Annotated in this window: 14 protein-coding genes and 1 pseudogene; 10 read left to right on the top strand and 5 right to left on the bottom strand. The window is 38.8% G+C overall.

The annotated features are described in order from the left end of the window. Positions 1–78 precede the first annotated feature (78 nt). Positions 79–1,119: a hypothetical protein gene (locus FTU79_RS06770; RefSeq protein ID WP_180007327.1), complete on the bottom strand. Its 1,041-nt coding sequence runs from the start codon at positions 1,117–1,119 to the stop codon at positions 79–81. Here FTU79_RS06770 and FTU79_RS06775 point away from each other — a divergent pair. Then, positions 1,103–1,762, top strand: coding sequence for an SOS response-associated peptidase family protein (locus FTU79_RS06775; protein ID WP_180049370.1), 660 nt, complete (start codon positions 1,103–1,105; stop codon positions 1,760–1,762). The genes FTU79_RS06770 and FTU79_RS06775 overlap by 17 nt on opposite strands. 21 nt (positions 1,763–1,783) lie before the next feature. Here FTU79_RS06775 and FTU79_RS06780 read toward each other — a convergent pair whose 3' ends face one another. After that, entirely contained in the window at positions 1,784–2,248 is a 465-nt protein-coding gene (locus FTU79_RS06780) for a MarR family winged helix-turn-helix transcriptional regulator (RefSeq protein WP_180003047.1), read from the bottom strand. A gap of 618 nt (positions 2,249–2,866) precedes the next feature. On the opposite strand from FTU79_RS06780, the gene FTU79_RS06785 reads away from it, so the two are divergent. The 3 genes from FTU79_RS06785 (at position 2,867) to FTU79_RS06795 (ending at position 6,066) form a co-directional block, all read left to right on the top strand. Further along, positions 2,867–4,387 (top strand): transporter associated domain-containing protein, encoded by a 1,521-nt coding sequence (locus tag FTU79_RS06785; protein ID WP_180007326.1) that lies wholly within the window; start codon positions 2,867–2,869, stop codon positions 4,385–4,387. A gap of 379 nt (positions 4,388–4,766) precedes the next feature. After that, entirely contained in the window at positions 4,767–5,495 is a 729-nt protein-coding gene (locus tag FTU79_RS06790) for a hypothetical protein (protein ID WP_180049372.1), read from the top strand. Between the two features lie 19 nt (positions 5,496–5,514). Continuing rightward, positions 5,515–6,066 carry a hypothetical protein gene (locus FTU79_RS06795; protein ID WP_180022470.1) on the top strand — a complete coding sequence of 184 codons (552 nt, stop codon included), beginning with the start codon at positions 5,515–5,517 and terminating at the stop codon, positions 6,064–6,066. A 100-nt stretch (positions 6,067–6,166) separates the two neighbouring features. On the opposite strand, the gene thiM is transcribed toward FTU79_RS06795, so the two are convergent. From thiM to FTU79_RS06810, 3 genes are all read right to left on the bottom strand, one after another. After that, positions 6,167–7,036 (bottom strand): hydroxyethylthiazole kinase, encoded by an 870-nt coding sequence (gene thiM / locus FTU79_RS06800; RefSeq protein WP_180022469.1) that lies wholly within the window; start codon positions 7,034–7,036, stop codon positions 6,167–6,169. Positions 7,037–7,047: 11 nt separating this feature from the next. Further along, positions 7,048–8,205: a hypothetical protein gene (locus FTU79_RS06805; RefSeq protein WP_180049374.1), complete on the bottom strand. Its 1,158-nt coding sequence runs from the start codon at positions 8,203–8,205 to the stop codon at positions 7,048–7,050. Between the two features lie 149 nt (positions 8,206–8,354). Further along, positions 8,355–8,618 (bottom strand): hypothetical protein, encoded by a 264-nt coding sequence (locus FTU79_RS06810; protein ID WP_078193641.1) that lies wholly within the window; start codon positions 8,616–8,618, stop codon positions 8,355–8,357. A 492-nt stretch (positions 8,619–9,110) separates the two neighbouring features. Between FTU79_RS06810 and FTU79_RS06815 the strand changes: the two genes are divergently transcribed. The 6 genes and pseudogenes from FTU79_RS06815 to FTU79_RS06840 form a co-directional block, all read left to right on the top strand. Then, positions 9,111–9,386 (top strand): hypothetical protein, encoded by a 276-nt coding sequence (locus tag FTU79_RS06815; protein WP_078193640.1) that lies wholly within the window; start codon positions 9,111–9,113, stop codon positions 9,384–9,386. A 354-nt stretch (positions 9,387–9,740) separates the two neighbouring features. Then, positions 9,741–12,350: an aminopeptidase N gene (pepN, locus tag FTU79_RS06820; protein WP_180049376.1), complete on the top strand. Its 2,610-nt coding sequence runs from the start codon at positions 9,741–9,743 to the stop codon at positions 12,348–12,350. Positions 12,351–12,681: 331 nt separating this feature from the next. Next, on the top strand, positions 12,682–12,894 hold the full coding sequence (locus tag FTU79_RS06825) for a hypothetical protein (protein ID WP_180003031.1): 213 nt from the start codon (positions 12,682–12,684) through the stop codon (positions 12,892–12,894). 225 nt (positions 12,895–13,119) lie between these two features. After that, complete coding sequence (locus FTU79_RS06830) at positions 13,120–13,896, top strand: Rossmann-like and DUF2520 domain-containing protein (protein ID WP_180049378.1); 777 nt, start codon at positions 13,120–13,122, stop codon at positions 13,894–13,896. Positions 13,897–13,958: 62 nt separating this feature from the next. After that, on the top strand, positions 13,959–14,642 hold the full coding sequence (locus tag FTU79_RS06835; protein WP_180049380.1) for a class I SAM-dependent methyltransferase: 684 nt from the start codon (positions 13,959–13,961) through the stop codon (positions 14,640–14,642). Positions 14,643–14,687: 45 nt separating this feature from the next. Next, a pseudogene (locus FTU79_RS06840) lies at positions 14,688–15,385 on the top strand (GMC family oxidoreductase); the annotation flags it as partial. Between the last annotated feature and the right edge of the window lie 74 nt (positions 15,386–15,459).

The following is a 15,459-nucleotide window of genomic DNA, read 5'->3' on the forward strand; positions in this document are numbered from 1 at the left end:
CACAAAATGAAGTCTATTTTATCTTGTGCAATAGACTTCACAACAGGTTCTGTTGCGCAGGAGCAGGACCTCTCTAGTTTATTTCCATGAAATATCAGGAAGTATATAGTCCCAAAAACGACTCCAACGTGTTTTGTAATACAGAAAAGCGCCAATATCCTGACTTGAACAATTATTCTGATAGTACATTTGCTGATTCATCAACAGCATAGGCTTACGTTGCAAGGTCGTTATATACAGCTTTACCTGCACTTTATAATTGTAGATTGAATAATTAGAAGAAATAGTCTCGGTTTTCATTTTTTGGATATTGTTAATATACACATCAAACTTCAAGCCATTTTTGTAATCCGTTGCCTCATGAATTGTTCGATCTTCGATTGGAATAACCGGATTGTTATCACTAAACGCTAAATATGCATTATGTTTTTGTTTTCCTTGTTGATAATTAAACTGAATAGCTGAATTTGCAGTGGTGAAATAGGGGAGCGCATCCAGAGGATTGATCTTAAAAGTGCCTGTACAATCTGTCCTGACACGGCCTTCATCTGCGTTCACTGTAAACCAGTCAAATTGATCTTCTAATTCTGTCGTGTGGGCTTCATCTGCGTCAGGAAGAATCACGCCAAATTGATCTCGTTGTCTTTGCTGATTTTGCATCAAGCGATAACTATTTTGAGCATGTTTTGCAAAACGGATTTCAGGAAACATTTCTGGAGATGTAATTTTAAAGTCAGAGACATTGATCATTTCACCATAGGGCAGGATGACTAATGAGAATTGCTGCTCTTGGGTGTTGGGAAGATTTTTGACCGTGACCCAATGATGTGTACTGATCATTTGCTGATTGCGAAAATGCTTATATTGAATGCGGTATTTGCCTGCAGGGATCTCGATTTCATTGATCAGGCTTTGTTTAAATGGATATTCATTGAGATAGAGCGCGTCGAGACTAAAAGGTAGAAATGAAACGGTATGTACAGAAACTTTTGCTGCTTTGCAGTTGGATATAGACTTAAACTGAGAATTAAAACGATAAAGCGACTTCGGTCTAGATTTTTCATTTATTATAAAGATTGAATTTTTGCGGATTATGGCAAATATGTGTGCCAATTTCAAACCGATTACCTTAGCGCAATTAAAGTCGCAAAACTTGCCTGAAATCAGTTTTGAATATCCTGAGGAAGTCTATCCAAATTATGATTTGCCGCTGCTCTTTAAGTCTGAGCAAGGGCTAGAGTGGCGAAAAGTGGGTTTTGGCATGGTGCCTAAATGGGCCGAAGACAAATCTATTGCACTAAAAACCTATAATGCCCGAAATGAAACTTTGTATCAAAAGCCGTCTTTTATCAATGCGATCTCAAAATGTAAGTTTGGCGTAATTCCAGTGTCTGAATTTTATGAGTCTATGTATATCGACAATAAACCGCAGCGTTGGAGTGTTAAACGCAAAGATGGAGAAGCGTTTTATATCGCTGCCTTATATGACATTTGTCGGCAAGGTGATGAGATTGTACGTTCTGCAACCATGATTACGATGGATGCTATCGATCATGAAATGATGAAACACTTTCATGAGCCAGGAAATATAAAACGCTCGGTGATTGTGATTCCGCATGTGCGATTAGAGGAATGGTTAAGCTGGAAATCACCCAATATCCAAAGTTTTGTACAGGGTTTTCCCGTTGATGAATTTGAATGCGCGCATGCACCTAAAATAAAAATCGAAAAAATCAGTCCCCAACTGAACTTTTTCGATTAATACTTCGGTGATGCAGAATGCTTAGCGCGCTAAGTTTTTGAAGATGTGCTTTAAGCTTTCCATGGTTTTTTCAATTTGTAGCGGTGTTAAGCCTTCAAAAGATTGCTCGAGAACGACATTCGTTAGATCGTTAATCTTCTGCGTCATTGCAGTGCCTTTATCGGTTAACACGACGCGGGTAATACGCGCATCATCTTCACAAGAATAGGTATCTACTAAGCCTTCATCTTTTAAGCGATAAACGATCTTGGTTGTCGTCGACATTTTAGACACGACCATTTCAGATAAATCCGAAACGCTCGCATGTGGCTTAGACTTGAGTGCGAGAAGGATACGGCGACGTGAATTATCAACACCATATTTTTTCAACGCATGGTCAACGTTTAAAACGTATTGAGCATGAACCTGAGTGACCCAGTAGAAAGGAAAATTTTCTAAGCTAAAGTCATCGGTGGATGGTAAAAATTTTGAATACTTTTTTGTCATAAAGGAGTCCCCTGAATATTTGTTTTAATTTTATTTAATGTTTTAACATTCTATTGAAAAATAGAGGGTAATAGCAAGAGTTCACAATAAAAAAATAGAAAGTAGAAGATATCTCATTTTTAGATTATCTTAATAGATTATATTGATATTCTGTCCAAGCGATTAAAAAAGAATAAAAGTAATTTTTGCTATAGAGAGATAGTGTAGTGAAAATAAATAAGTTTTTAATTCAAATTGAATATTAATATATTTTACCAAAAGGTTGAAATAAATAATTCATTAGATTTGTCATACAATCTTATACAACGCATTTAATAATATTTAATTAAAAAGTTAGATGAAATCAATCTTTTTAACAGCGTTGGCATGTATCTATAAAAGTCAGTATTACGATCTAGATTTATATTTGATGTAGCCCATTCAATCGGCAACGCATTAAGCGCTTTTAACATTTTGTCATATTGTTGATGCGAAAAAATATGCTTGAATACATTACAAATGCGCAAGATTGTGCATAATGGAATGGTCTATAGTTACACAGGTTAAATTTATGGATCCGTCGCCGTGCGTTGGTCTGATTGAAGATATTCTTACAATCCAGAATGAGGAAGAGAGCTAATGGAATTTTTGTTAGATCCCGGAATCTGGGTTGGTTTACTTACATTAATTATTTTAGAAATTGTACTAGGGATTGATAACCTAGTCTTTATTGCCATTTTGGCAGAAAAACTCCCTCCAGAACAACGTGATAAAGCCCGTGTACTTGGTCTTTCACTCGCATTATTTATGCGATTAGGATTGTTATTTGCAATCTCTTGGTTGGTCACGTTAACAAAGCCCCTGATTACCGTTTTTGATTGGACATTCTCTGGTCGAGATCTCATATTATTGTTCGGTGGATTGTTCTTAGTCTATAAGGCGGTCACAGAGCTGCATGAGAAATTAGAAGGTAAACCGGAAGTTCAAGTGACAACAAAAGTGGCATATGCCAGCTTTACAGCAGTAGTTGCGCAAATTGTTGTCTTAGATGCGGTTTTCTCTTTAGACTCTGTCATTACAGCGATCGGTATGGTCGACAACATTTTTGTCATGATGGCTGCAATGATTGTGGCAATGGCAGTGATGTTACTTGCATCTAAACCGCTAACGGCTTTTGTAAACCGACATCCGACCGTCGTGATCCTATGTTTAAGCTTCTTATTGCTTATCGGTATTAGTTTGATAGCAGAAGGTTTTGGTTTCCATATTCCGAAAGGCTATATCTACTCAGGTATTGGTGTTGCGATTGTCATCGAAGCCTTTAACCAGTTTAGTCAACGCAATGCTCAAAAACACGAAGCGAAAATTCCATTACGCCATCGTACTGCAGACAGTATTTTAAAACTGATGGGTGGGCGCTTAGAAGCTGATCAAGTCGGTAATCAGGCGCAAGAAACCTTTGCAGACGAAGAGCGTTACATGATTGGGGGGGTGTTGACGCTTGCAGAGCGTTCAGTTGCGTCGATCATGACTCCCCGTAATCAAATTTCTTGGGTGGATTTAAATGACACACCTGAGCAAATTCGTGAGCAAGTCCTTTCTGTGCCGCACAGTTTATTCCCTGTGTGTCGTGGTAGCTTGGATAAAGTGATTAGTATTGTCCGCGCGAAAGAACTTATTGATGTTCTAGACAGTGAAGATGATCTAAAAGCATTGATTAAACGTCATCGTCCGATCTTTATTTTCCAAAAGATGAAGGTGATTGATGCGATTAATACCTTGCGTACCTCTAAAGGCTCTTTGGTATTGGTTACGGATGAGTTTGGTGCGGTACAAGGTCTGATTTCACCACTCGATGTGTTTGAAGCGATTGCTGGTGAATTCCCTGATGCTGATGAACAACTAGATTTGATTAAAATCGATGATGCATATTGGAAAGCTTCAGGCATGCTCGATCTGTATCAGTTAGAACTTGAATTGGAAATGCTGGATTTGATCGAAGAAGATGATGGTTATATCAGTGTTTCAGGTCTTATTTTAGATCAGACCCACGGCAATGTTGAAGTCGGGACTGTAGTTGATTTTAAAGGCATCCAATTTAAAGTTACGGCAATGGATGAAAACCGCATTAAAACGGTTGATATCTATTACCAAGCTTAATGCTTAAATTTTAAAATAACTCAAAGACAGCTTTTCGAAGCTGTCTATTTTGTATGACTAGAAAGTATAAGAAATCCTATCCAAGGGGGCTGTAATTCACGATGTTAAAACGTATTATATTTACATGATGTAACAGTCAAAAAACGCTGCATCTTTTGAGCTTTTAGAGGGCTAAAACGGTTCAAAAGTAAAAAATATTGATATGGTTGGTTTTAAAAAAGCATGAGGTTAAATAGTGATTCAATTTAACTCGGGGTTTTAATCATCATAGATGATCTATTAATAATTTTATTTCATTTTAAATATCGTTTTTGAAATATTTATAACTAGGGACTTTGAAAAAACATCAAAGTTAATCCATTAAAAAATGGGTGTTGGTATGGCGATCACTGAGAATATCATTGATTTTAGTAAACTCACGACTGAAGAAAAACATGAGTTGTTTCAACGGCTCTGGGAGTTTGATCAATGTATTTTCCCGACTTCGAAAATTGAGCAACTCTATCAATACATGCATGACCCCGATATTGTTGCATTACCAATTATTCAGTATTTTGAGCAGGATAAACTGATCGGGCAAAACATTGTGCGTATATTAAAAATTATGCATCGCAATCGGCCGATTTTTATTTTTAATTCACGAGCTGGGGTATTGGTTGATTATCGTCGGAAAAACCTGACCTTAAATTCGGCGATTAAAGTGGCGATGCAGCATCAGATTCGATTTCCAGCGATTCCGATGTGGTTTGTGGCTACATTGGCACAACCAAAGGTATATACATTATTTGCCTCGCGCTCTGTTAAGTTTTATCCAAGACATGGTGTCCCGATGCCCACAGAGTATATGGATGTTTTAAATAGTTATAAAATCCGTCAGCATGATGTGCAGCATCGGGCTGAGGATATTTTTGTTCATCGTTGTGATTTACCGAAGGTGACGCCTGAGCAATTGGTTCGGCTACGGAAAAAATCTGATGAACATGTTCAATTTTTTATGCAGCACGTGCCAGATTATTTTGATGGCATGGGGTTAATGTGTATTTGTAAATTAAATGTTTCAACTATTTTTGAAGCAAGTATGAATCTGGCAGTTGGGCGGGCAGTTTAATGACGGACATGGATGTGTTATGCGACAAATGACGATATATCGATTATTCGGTTTCGGCGCGGCAATCTTTTTAACGGCTTGTCAGCCAGCAGAGCAAAAAGTACAGGAGCAATCGCAGAAATGTGTTGCCCCCGAAAAACTGGTCAAACAAATTTATGATCAAGAGTTGAAATTGCATGCTTTGAGTAAAGATCAACTTACTGCCTATTTTGAGCCATCGTTAGCGGAACGTATGCAAGCAGAAATTAACTGTAAGCAGTCGCAACAAGCGTGTAATGTGGATTTTGATATTTTCACGGATAGCCAAGATCCGCAGCAAGATTCGAAAAAAGGTGTTCAGCCTAAACTGAGTTTTGATGAAAATAAAAACGTCGTTCGTGCTGAGTTTAAAATTGGTGATGAAGCCAAAGTCTTAAATTATGAAATGAGTGATGGCGACTGTTCAAAAATCAAAAATATTGTTTATGCGGGGGACTATGACCTCGACATGATTTTGAGTAATCCAACAGAAATGATCGAAGATTCAGAAATGTTTGATTCCAATGCTGCAAGTGACAGTACGGCACAGTAAGTTTTTTGACGCGTTCTAATTATAAAAAACAGCATGAAACCCTGAACAGCTTGAGTCCTTTACTCAAGCTGTTTTTGTTTTTTTTCAAGCTATCGTAGCTTCATAGTGCATAAATTTGTATGTTAGCGAGTTGATTGAAATCATCTTCATTGAGATTATAAATTTCATCTAAAAATGCAACATTAAAACTGCCGACACTTGAGCTAATTTCATAGGCTTTTTGACCCGCAATCGCAAAGTGCAAATGTGCTGCGATCGTGCCAGCAGTTAGCGTTTCACTTACGGCGCAATACGCCGCTGTTAACGCACCTAAAGCGCAGCCTGAAGCCGTTACTTTGGGTTGTAAGTAAGACCCACCATTAATTTGTATCACCGCATTCATTTCTTTCGACAAGATGAAATCTGATTCGCCTGAAATTGCCACACATTCACAGTGTTCTAATAAGGGCACAGCATTTAAATAAATCTCGGCACTATTGAGCGTGCTATCGACACCGCGTGACTCACCTTGATTACCTGCAAGACCACTGATTTCTGATGCATTGCCACGAATAATACTTGGCTTGTACTGGAGTAATTGGTCAACCATTTCAGATCGCCACGGCAAAACGGGGCCATAACCGACAGGGTCAAGCACCCAAGGTTTATTTAAATTTTGTGCTGTTTGTGCAGCAATTTGCATGGCCTGCATTTGTTCAGACGTTGGCGTACCTAAATTGATATTCAATGCACTGGCAATAGAGGCAAAGCTTTCGGCTTCAAAGGGATTATCAATCATTGCAGGAGAAGCACCCGCAGCTAAAAGGACATTGGCGACATAATTGCTCGCAACTGCATTGGTGAGGATATGCACCAAAGGTTGTTTGGATTGAAGTTCAATCCACGCATTAATGACGCTTTGTAAAAGCGGGCTATTTAAGTCAGTTAATTCACTGTTCATGGTCGTTTCAAAATTTTCAGATTGATTCATCGTTTTCTCCCTTAGCGGGTGAAGTAATGGTCTTGATGTTTACAATTACGGCAGAACAGGGTCACATAATCTGCGGCATCATAATCGACAGAGAGCTCTTGTGAACCACAGTACATGCAGCGCTTTGTGGAATAAAAATTTAATCGTGGTTCGATTTTTTTCCAAGCATGGCGTATCGGTTGCACAAAGATACTTTCATCGAGTCCTAAAAAGTTAAAGAGCAAAATTTCACTCATTTTACTAAACGGTAATTGTGGCGGACGAGGGAGGGTAAAGGTTTCCCATTTTTCCTGTAAGCCACGTTCACGGTATTGCTGTAAGGTCTTTTTTAACAGATTAGTATTAATGAAGTTTTCATTACGTACTTGCAGAGCTTTTTGTTTGTGTAGGTATTCGAGTGCTGACTGAATCATATAGTAAATCTGCCCAACCGCTAGATGGTCGAGTAGGCGATAACAGAACACTTGAAAGCTTTTATTCCCTGCAATTTGAATGCCCCATGTCTTACAGTAAAACTGCATAAATTGCACAATTTCTTGAAACAGTAGGAGATACAAGCACTCTTTCACTTCGTCAGCGCTTTTAAAAGGAACACCCAGAGCTAAATTTTCATAAAACCAATGGCGCAGTTGCTGCGCTACGCTAAAAAGGCTGGGCTCCGAATAGCCATCCAGACGGACATTGATATAATACTGCTCAGCTTGCAATGCATCATCTTTCACAATCAAAATTTGCTCATGTACGAGATGCTTTTTGAGCGACTGTTGAAAGAGATAATTCGGGCTGATGTTGTGATATTTAATCGTATCCCAGTCGATAAATTCTTGATGCGCCGTATGTTCTTGGACGTAATTATCCAATAAAGCCAGCAAAAAAAGTTTCTGTAAAAAACTCAGTTCACTTAATTCACGCTCAACGATATCTTTATTTTTAAGTTTACGCTGTTCTTGTAAACGGGTTTCTTTCAGGAGTTTTTTTCGCGCAGCCTGACAGTTTTCACAATGACAGTTGTATTGCTGTTCTGGAAATATTTGATGATGACAGTGGCTACACTGATAAAAATTAAATTCTTGCTCATCTAATTTTTCAGCATCTACCCAATACATAGATGCACGACACAACGGGCATTGCGTACTTTCATCCATTTGTTTGCGTAGAATATTGAACATGTTGCCAGCGTTTCTTGAAAGGTTAAATTGATTATACACATCTCTGTTTAAAGACGGGTTTGCAATTTCAGTTGCGGCAGCTCAGGCGATATGTCGACAAATAAAAAAAGCTGCATAGTGATGATGCAGCTTTTAGTCAGAATGGATTATTAATAGGCGGCTGGGCATGGGATCGATTCGTCCTCCTCTCCAAGTTGTTTGGCTTGTATTAAAGCTTGCACTTTTTTAGACGCGACTTTTTTAGTGCCTAATGCACTATATGAATTAAGTAATGAACTGACCTCAAAGGCTTTGAGTGGAATCCCTTCGCAGGTCATAAACATTGCAATCACCTGATGGTCGATATTTGCAGCATCAAGCGCTTGCAGTGTCTTCATATTTTCAATACGGATGATGTGTTCTTTAATAAACATAATGCACCTCTTTTTGTTTTATTCTGAATATTTTGCTTTTGGCAATTAAGTAGATGCAAAACGCATGCTCAACTGTTTTGAGTAGAGATTTTAAAGCAGATAAACTGTATATTTACTTACTAAGGTATTGAAAATAAATTATTAATTTAAAAGTAACAAAATAATATTGATGAGTGTTTCTATCCCAGATGCATTCTCAAAATGCTTAAACTGTTGAAAAAGAAACATCTTGGTGCATGGTTTAAACAGAAGTATGCAATCAAATCCAAATGAGAAGACTGAGATTATTTGAGAGCTTAGGTGCTTTTTGGAAGGAAACAGCTAAGCGATTGGATTTGAAAAGTATATTTGTATATATTGAGCTTATAATTCTAATGATCTAGGCTTCTAGGATTGAAACCAAGCGGAATCTACTGAACTTGATACACAGTATGATTCAGCTGGATTTCTAAAGGTTTTGATCTTTTTATCCTTTCTTTGTATGGAATACACATGTCAGACGCACTTAAAAACAGCAATATCACTCGCATGCAATTATATAAGCAGCCACAGGGTACGGTTGGCGCGCTGATTATTGGGCATGATCAAACACTAGAAAAGACGATCGAGTTATTGGGCCTGGCTCAGCAACATCAAGTATCTAAAATTTATGTGGCGGGTGCGACGGAAGAAATTCAGCAATTCCTCACTTCAAAAGTCACGGCATTTCAATTTTACTTTGCAGCAGACTACGACAGTGCACTCGATTTAATTTTCGCAAATCAATAATCCTCTAAGTCTTAAGCAGGAAAGTTTGAGCGCAATAATTTGAACGTACAGATGGATTAAGCACCTGTACTTTCTCTTTCTAGTATATAGGCGCTTTATTTATTTTAGGTAGATAAAAAAATTTGCACATTGTTATAGCTGTACTCAACTCAGGCATTTATTTTGCTTAAACATGGCGAAAATATGTGCCAGCCTTTAAATTATTCTATAAAGATGATTGAAAACAACATGCGCTGAGCCCATATATAAATCATTGTAAATGCGAAGACAGCTTATGCATCTTGTCGTATGATCAAGTCATTCACAATGTGTTCAAAAAGCTGATGAAGCAATAACTAAGGAATAGGACGAGATATGAATATTGCGGCAAATCCAGTGGTCGAAGCAGACCAAACTGTTTATTTAAAAGACTATCAAAAACCATCATTTGTCGTAGATAGTATCGATCTTGATATTCAAGTCTTTGATGACCATACCAATGTAAATGCAAAATTAGTGATGCAGCGTCAAACGGCAGGGGATTTGGTGTTATTGGGTCGTGATTTGGAACTCAAATCAATTCGCTTAAATGGTCAAGTTTTGCCAGCAGATGCCTATGTTGTAGATGCAGAACAACTGGTGATTTCAAATGCACCTGACCAAGCTGTCATTGAAACTGAAGTCGTGATTCATCCTGAAAGCAATACTCAACTCGAAGGTTTATACCAAGCGGCAGGCGATTTATTCGTTACTCAAAACGAGCCTGAAGGCTTCCGTAAAATTACCTATTATCCTGACCGTCCTGATGTGCTATCGGTATTTACCACACGTGTCGAAGCGGATAAAAAATTCCCTGTATTACTTGCCAATGGTAATTTGATTGAAGCGGGTGAAACCGGTGAAGGTCGTCATTATACCGTTTGGCAAGATCCAACCAAAAAACCATCGTATCTATTTGCTTGTGTGATTGGTGATTTGGCAGTACTTAAAGACACTTATGTGACGTCTGAAGGTCGTAATGTTGCTTTAGAAATCTATGCAGAAGAAAAAGACATTCCAAAATGTCATATTGCCATGGAAGCTTTAAAACATTCGATGCGTTGGGACGAAGAACATTATGGTCGTCCTTATGATTTAGACAATTATATGATCGTGGCAACCAGTGCATTTAACATGGGTGCAATGGAAAACAAAGGTTTGAATATTTTCAACACCTCTTGTGTGCTTGCTGATGAAGAATACACCACAGATGCAGCGATCATGCGTGTTCAGTCTGTGATTGCACATGAATACTTCCATAACTGGACAGGTAACCGTATTACATGTCGTGATTGGTTCCAACTTTGTTTAAAAGAAGGTTTGACGGTATTCCGTGATCAGTCGTTCTCAGAAGATTTACAATCTGCTGCGGTACAACGGATCGATGACGTTGCTGTGTTAAAAGCTCATCAGTTCCCAGAAGATTCAGGCCCGCTTTCACATCCACCGCGTCCAGATCATTTTGTTGAAATTAATAACTTTTATACCGCAACTGTGTATGAAAAAGGTGCGGAAATTAACCGCATGATGGCGACACTCCTGGGCAAAGAAAAATTCCGTGCAGGTACTGACGAATATTTCAAACGCCACGATGGTCAAGCCGTGACTGTTGAAGATTGGGTGGCAGCACTGACAGCAGGTTCAGGTGTAGATTTATCGAGTTTCTTGATTTGGTATAACCAACCGGGCACACCAAAACTTGAAGCAAAAGGTGAGTACGATGCTGCAAATCAAACCTATACTTTAAGCTTGAAACAAAGCTTAAAAGCGCATCCGAAATATCCAAATTTAAAAGCTGTGCCTATTCCTGTGGCTTTGGCATTGTTTGATGCCACGAGTGGTGAACAGTTACTTCTCAGCTCAGATGCATTGGTTGAAAATGGCATCAAAGATGGCGTGTATTTATTTGATACCGATACTGCAACAATTACATTTAGCGGTGTAAAAAACCAGCCTGTTGTGTCTTTACTGCGTAACTTGTCTGCACCTGTTAATCTTGAATTTAACTATTCAGATGAAGAGCTTGCATTCCTGATGCAGTATGAGCCGAATGGTTTTAACCAATGGCAAGCAAGCCAAACCTTGTTAGAACGTATTTTGTTAAATGGCCATGATGCCGACATCTATGTTCAAGCCATTCAAAATACATTACCGGCATTGGTTGAGCGTGATCCATTACTTGCTTCACGTTTATTCGATGTACCGACAGAGGGTTATTTAGGTAGCCGTATTGATACCGACTACAGTCCTGCCAAAGTGCAGGAACAGCGTGAAGCACTTTTAAGTCGTGTGGCACGTGAGTTAGGTGCTTTCTTTAAAGAGACTTATGCAACTTTAGACCCAGATGCGCAGAAAGAGTTTTCACAAGCTATGGGCGTTCGTGCATTGAAAAACATCATGTTGAGCATGATGGCACGTCAAGGCGATGCATCTGTATTTGAATTGGCTTATGAACAATTCAGCTCAACAGGCAATATGTCTGAACGTCTTGGTGCTTTAAAAGTATTGGTTTGGAATGATGCACCACAAGCACAGCAAGCTTTAGAAACCTTTTATACACGCTTTAAAAATGAAGCTTTGTCGATGGACCAATGGTTTATGTTGCAAGCGGCACATCCGAAAGCAACTGCGGAAACCATTAAGGCACTGACTGCTCATCCTGATTATGACTTGAAAGTACCGAACCGTATTCGTGCGGTTACTGGTGGCTTAAATAGCAATCCTGTCAACACTTGGAGCTTTGGTGTGCAGCATATTGTTGAATTAGCAAAATTCCTCGATGAGAAAAATCCAATTGTCGGTTCACGGTTACTGCAAATTTTGTCCCGTTGGTACACGTTGGCAGAGCCGCAGCGTAGTGAAGTCAAAGCCGAACTTGAAGCGCTTAAACCTGTCGTGAAATCGAAGAATGTATCAGAAACCTTAAATAGCATGTTAAGTGTTTAATCATTCAACCTCTCTGTACGATTGATTTGAGTTAAATCACTCCTACTAAAATGAGCCTGTTGTCATGGGTATGGCAGCAGGCTTTTTTATATCCAGTCTTTTAATCCAATCTTTAGCTAGGATTGAAAATCAATCATGTTTAGAAGACATAAACTGAATGATATTCTCTAATTATTTATTTAAATTACATAATATTTGCAATACAAATCACATAATGGCGTTACAATGATGTGGGTTTATCGTATTTCTCACTGTATGCGGTAAGTCATCCAAGTTTTTGAATGTTTAGATTTTTTATCTATTTCATTATGCAATATTTTTGAGGCGAGTCATGTTAGTTAAGGTTGATGATGGTTTTTATTTAAACTCACATCATATTATTGCAATTCGGATTAATAGAGATTTGCTTGATACCTTTGTTGTTTCTGTAGAATACACACCGAACAGTGTGCAAAATACGGGTGTATTTGAAAAAAAATTCAATGCGCGCCGCGATGCAGAACAATACTTACAGACTCTGAATCAGATCATTGGTAAATCTTAAAACGAAAGTGCATACCAATGATCTTGTCTAGATTGAAATGGACATGACATGAATCAGACGCAGATTGACGTCTAGCAAAAGGGATGAAACGCATCCTTTTTTTGTGCTTATCTGAGCGAAACTAATGCGAAGAATTGAAAATTAGTAATTCTATTGATACGACCCGATTTGCACGTCCGATATTTTCCTGACATGCTGTAGCCATCCAAAATGAGTTAAAACTATATGCGAATCAGTATTGTGGGTGCAGGTCGTGTTGCACATCATTTGCTCAAAGTACTTCATCCACAACATCACATTGTGCAAGTATATGCACGAAATCTCGAAAAGGCAGAAAAACTTGCAGCAAGTGTAGGTGCAGAAGCCATTCATACCCCAAATAAGTTGAATGCTGAGATTGATCTTTTGATCATTGCGGTGAGCGACCAGTCGATTGCAACCGTTATTCAGCAAGTTACAGCCTATCTGCCACAGGTTTTGATCGTGCATACTTCAGGTAGCACCAATATCACGGTACTGACCCAGCAACATTTGCGAGCAGGGGTGTTTTATCCTTTACAAACCTTTAGTTTAGATCGAGATGTGGACTGGACGTCTACACCGATCTTTGTAGAAGCCGCGGATTCTACAGATTTGAGGACACTAACAGATTTAGCAAACAGCATGAGTCAAAGGGTTTATCAATATGATTCGGCACAACGTTTAAGTCTGCATCTTGCTGCGGTGTTCGCATGTAATTTTAGTAATTATTGTTATGACATGGCAAAGCAGGTTGTCGATGCAAAATACGTCGATTTTAGCTTGCTTTATCCATTGATTTTAGAGACAGCGAAGAAAGCCACTCAGGCTGAACCACGGAACATGCAAACAGGCCCTGCAATGCGTGGAGATCAAAATATCATGCAGATGCATGCCAATATGCTTGAGCAAGCTGATCAAGTCGACCTGAAAGCGGTCTATGAAATGTTGAGTCAGCAGATTTTTGAACTTCATCAGAAATAAATAATCCATATAGAACAATGAATATTTATTAGCTTAGACATACATGTCAAACAGGATGTTACATGGCAAAAGATTTTAATAGTCCGCAAGTGGTCGAAAGTTATGATGCACATATACGAAAATTAATTCCCGGCTATGAACTTGTCCATCAACAGATTCAGGCGGTGTTGAATTGCCATGTCGCTGAAGATGCCCATGTACTGATCATTGGATGTGGGACGGGCTATGAATTGGGCTATCTCATGGCCTTGAATCCAACATGGTCATTTACCGTTACAGAATTGTCTGAAAATATGCTGAATCAAACACGGCAACGCGTTGAAGCCGCTGGACAGTTGCATCGCGTCAATTTTGTTTTGGGCAGTCATACTGCTTTTGAGGAAGTAAGTTGTTTTGATGCGGTGCTGAGTATCTTGGTGACGCATTTCATTGCGTTGTCAGAGAAAACGAATTTTTTAGCAAAAGCATTTGAGCTGCTTAAACCGCAGGGCATTTTTTTAAGTTTTGACTTGATGCAAACTCATTCGAATTTTGAGCAGCGTGTCCTGCCTGAATTTTGCCAAAAGCAAGGTTTATCTGCTGCGCAAGCGACAAAAATGATGCAGCGTTTAGAAGATGATTTTGAACTGATTAGCCAGCAGCACTATCAAAGCTTACTGACGGAAATAGGCTTTGATCAAATTTATTGTTTCAGTCAAATCTTTAGCTATGCGGCTTACAGTGCTTTTAAAACGTCTATGGATTAAAAGAATAAAGACCAAGTTTTGAGTGTATTAAATCCATCGATCATTGAATACCAAGGTACATTTGGCGTGTCTTTACCCGGCTCAATTGATATGTTCAAGCAGATCAGTCGCTATCGTAAGGAACGACGAGGCATGATTGCTTCAAATTTTGCAGAATGTGGTGGTTTTCTAAAGTCTTCGCCCGATTTGGCAATACCAAATTTGCAATTACACTTTGTCGTGGCGTTAGTAGATGACCATGCACGGAAATTTCATACAAGACATGGTTTATCTGTCATGTGTGTCTGCTCAATCCAAGAAGTCGCGGCACGATCAAACTAAGTGGTTCCAGTGTCAATGATCCATTATTGATTGATCCAAACTTTTTAGGGGATGAACAGGATTTAGAAGATTTGGTACAAGGCTTTAAGTTGACGCAGCAGTTAATGATGTCGCCGTCTTTATCGAGTCATTATCAGTAAGATTTATTTACCTCACTGGTCAAAACGGATGATATACGTGCAATCTTACGTCAGCGTGTGGATACGGTTTATCACCCTGTCGGTAGTTGTAAGATGGGCGTAGATGAGATGTCTGTGGTTGACCTTGAATTGAAAGTCTACGGCATTCAAAACCTTCGTGTCGTCGATGCATCTATCATGCCTTCTGTGGTAAATGGCAATACCAATGCACCGACAGTGATGATTGCTGAAAAAGCCGTGGATATGATTCGACAAAGTCAGCTCCAAGCGCAAGTAGCTTAGTGGTTATTCATTTTATATGATTTGATACAACACAGATAAATCTTAGATCAAAAACAGCAATAAAAAACCACCGC

Origin of the sequence: Acinetobacter sp. YH12144, from assembly GCF_013418345.1 — a bacterium.
Lineage (GTDB): Bacteria > Pseudomonadota > Gammaproteobacteria > Pseudomonadales > Moraxellaceae > Acinetobacter > Acinetobacter amyesii.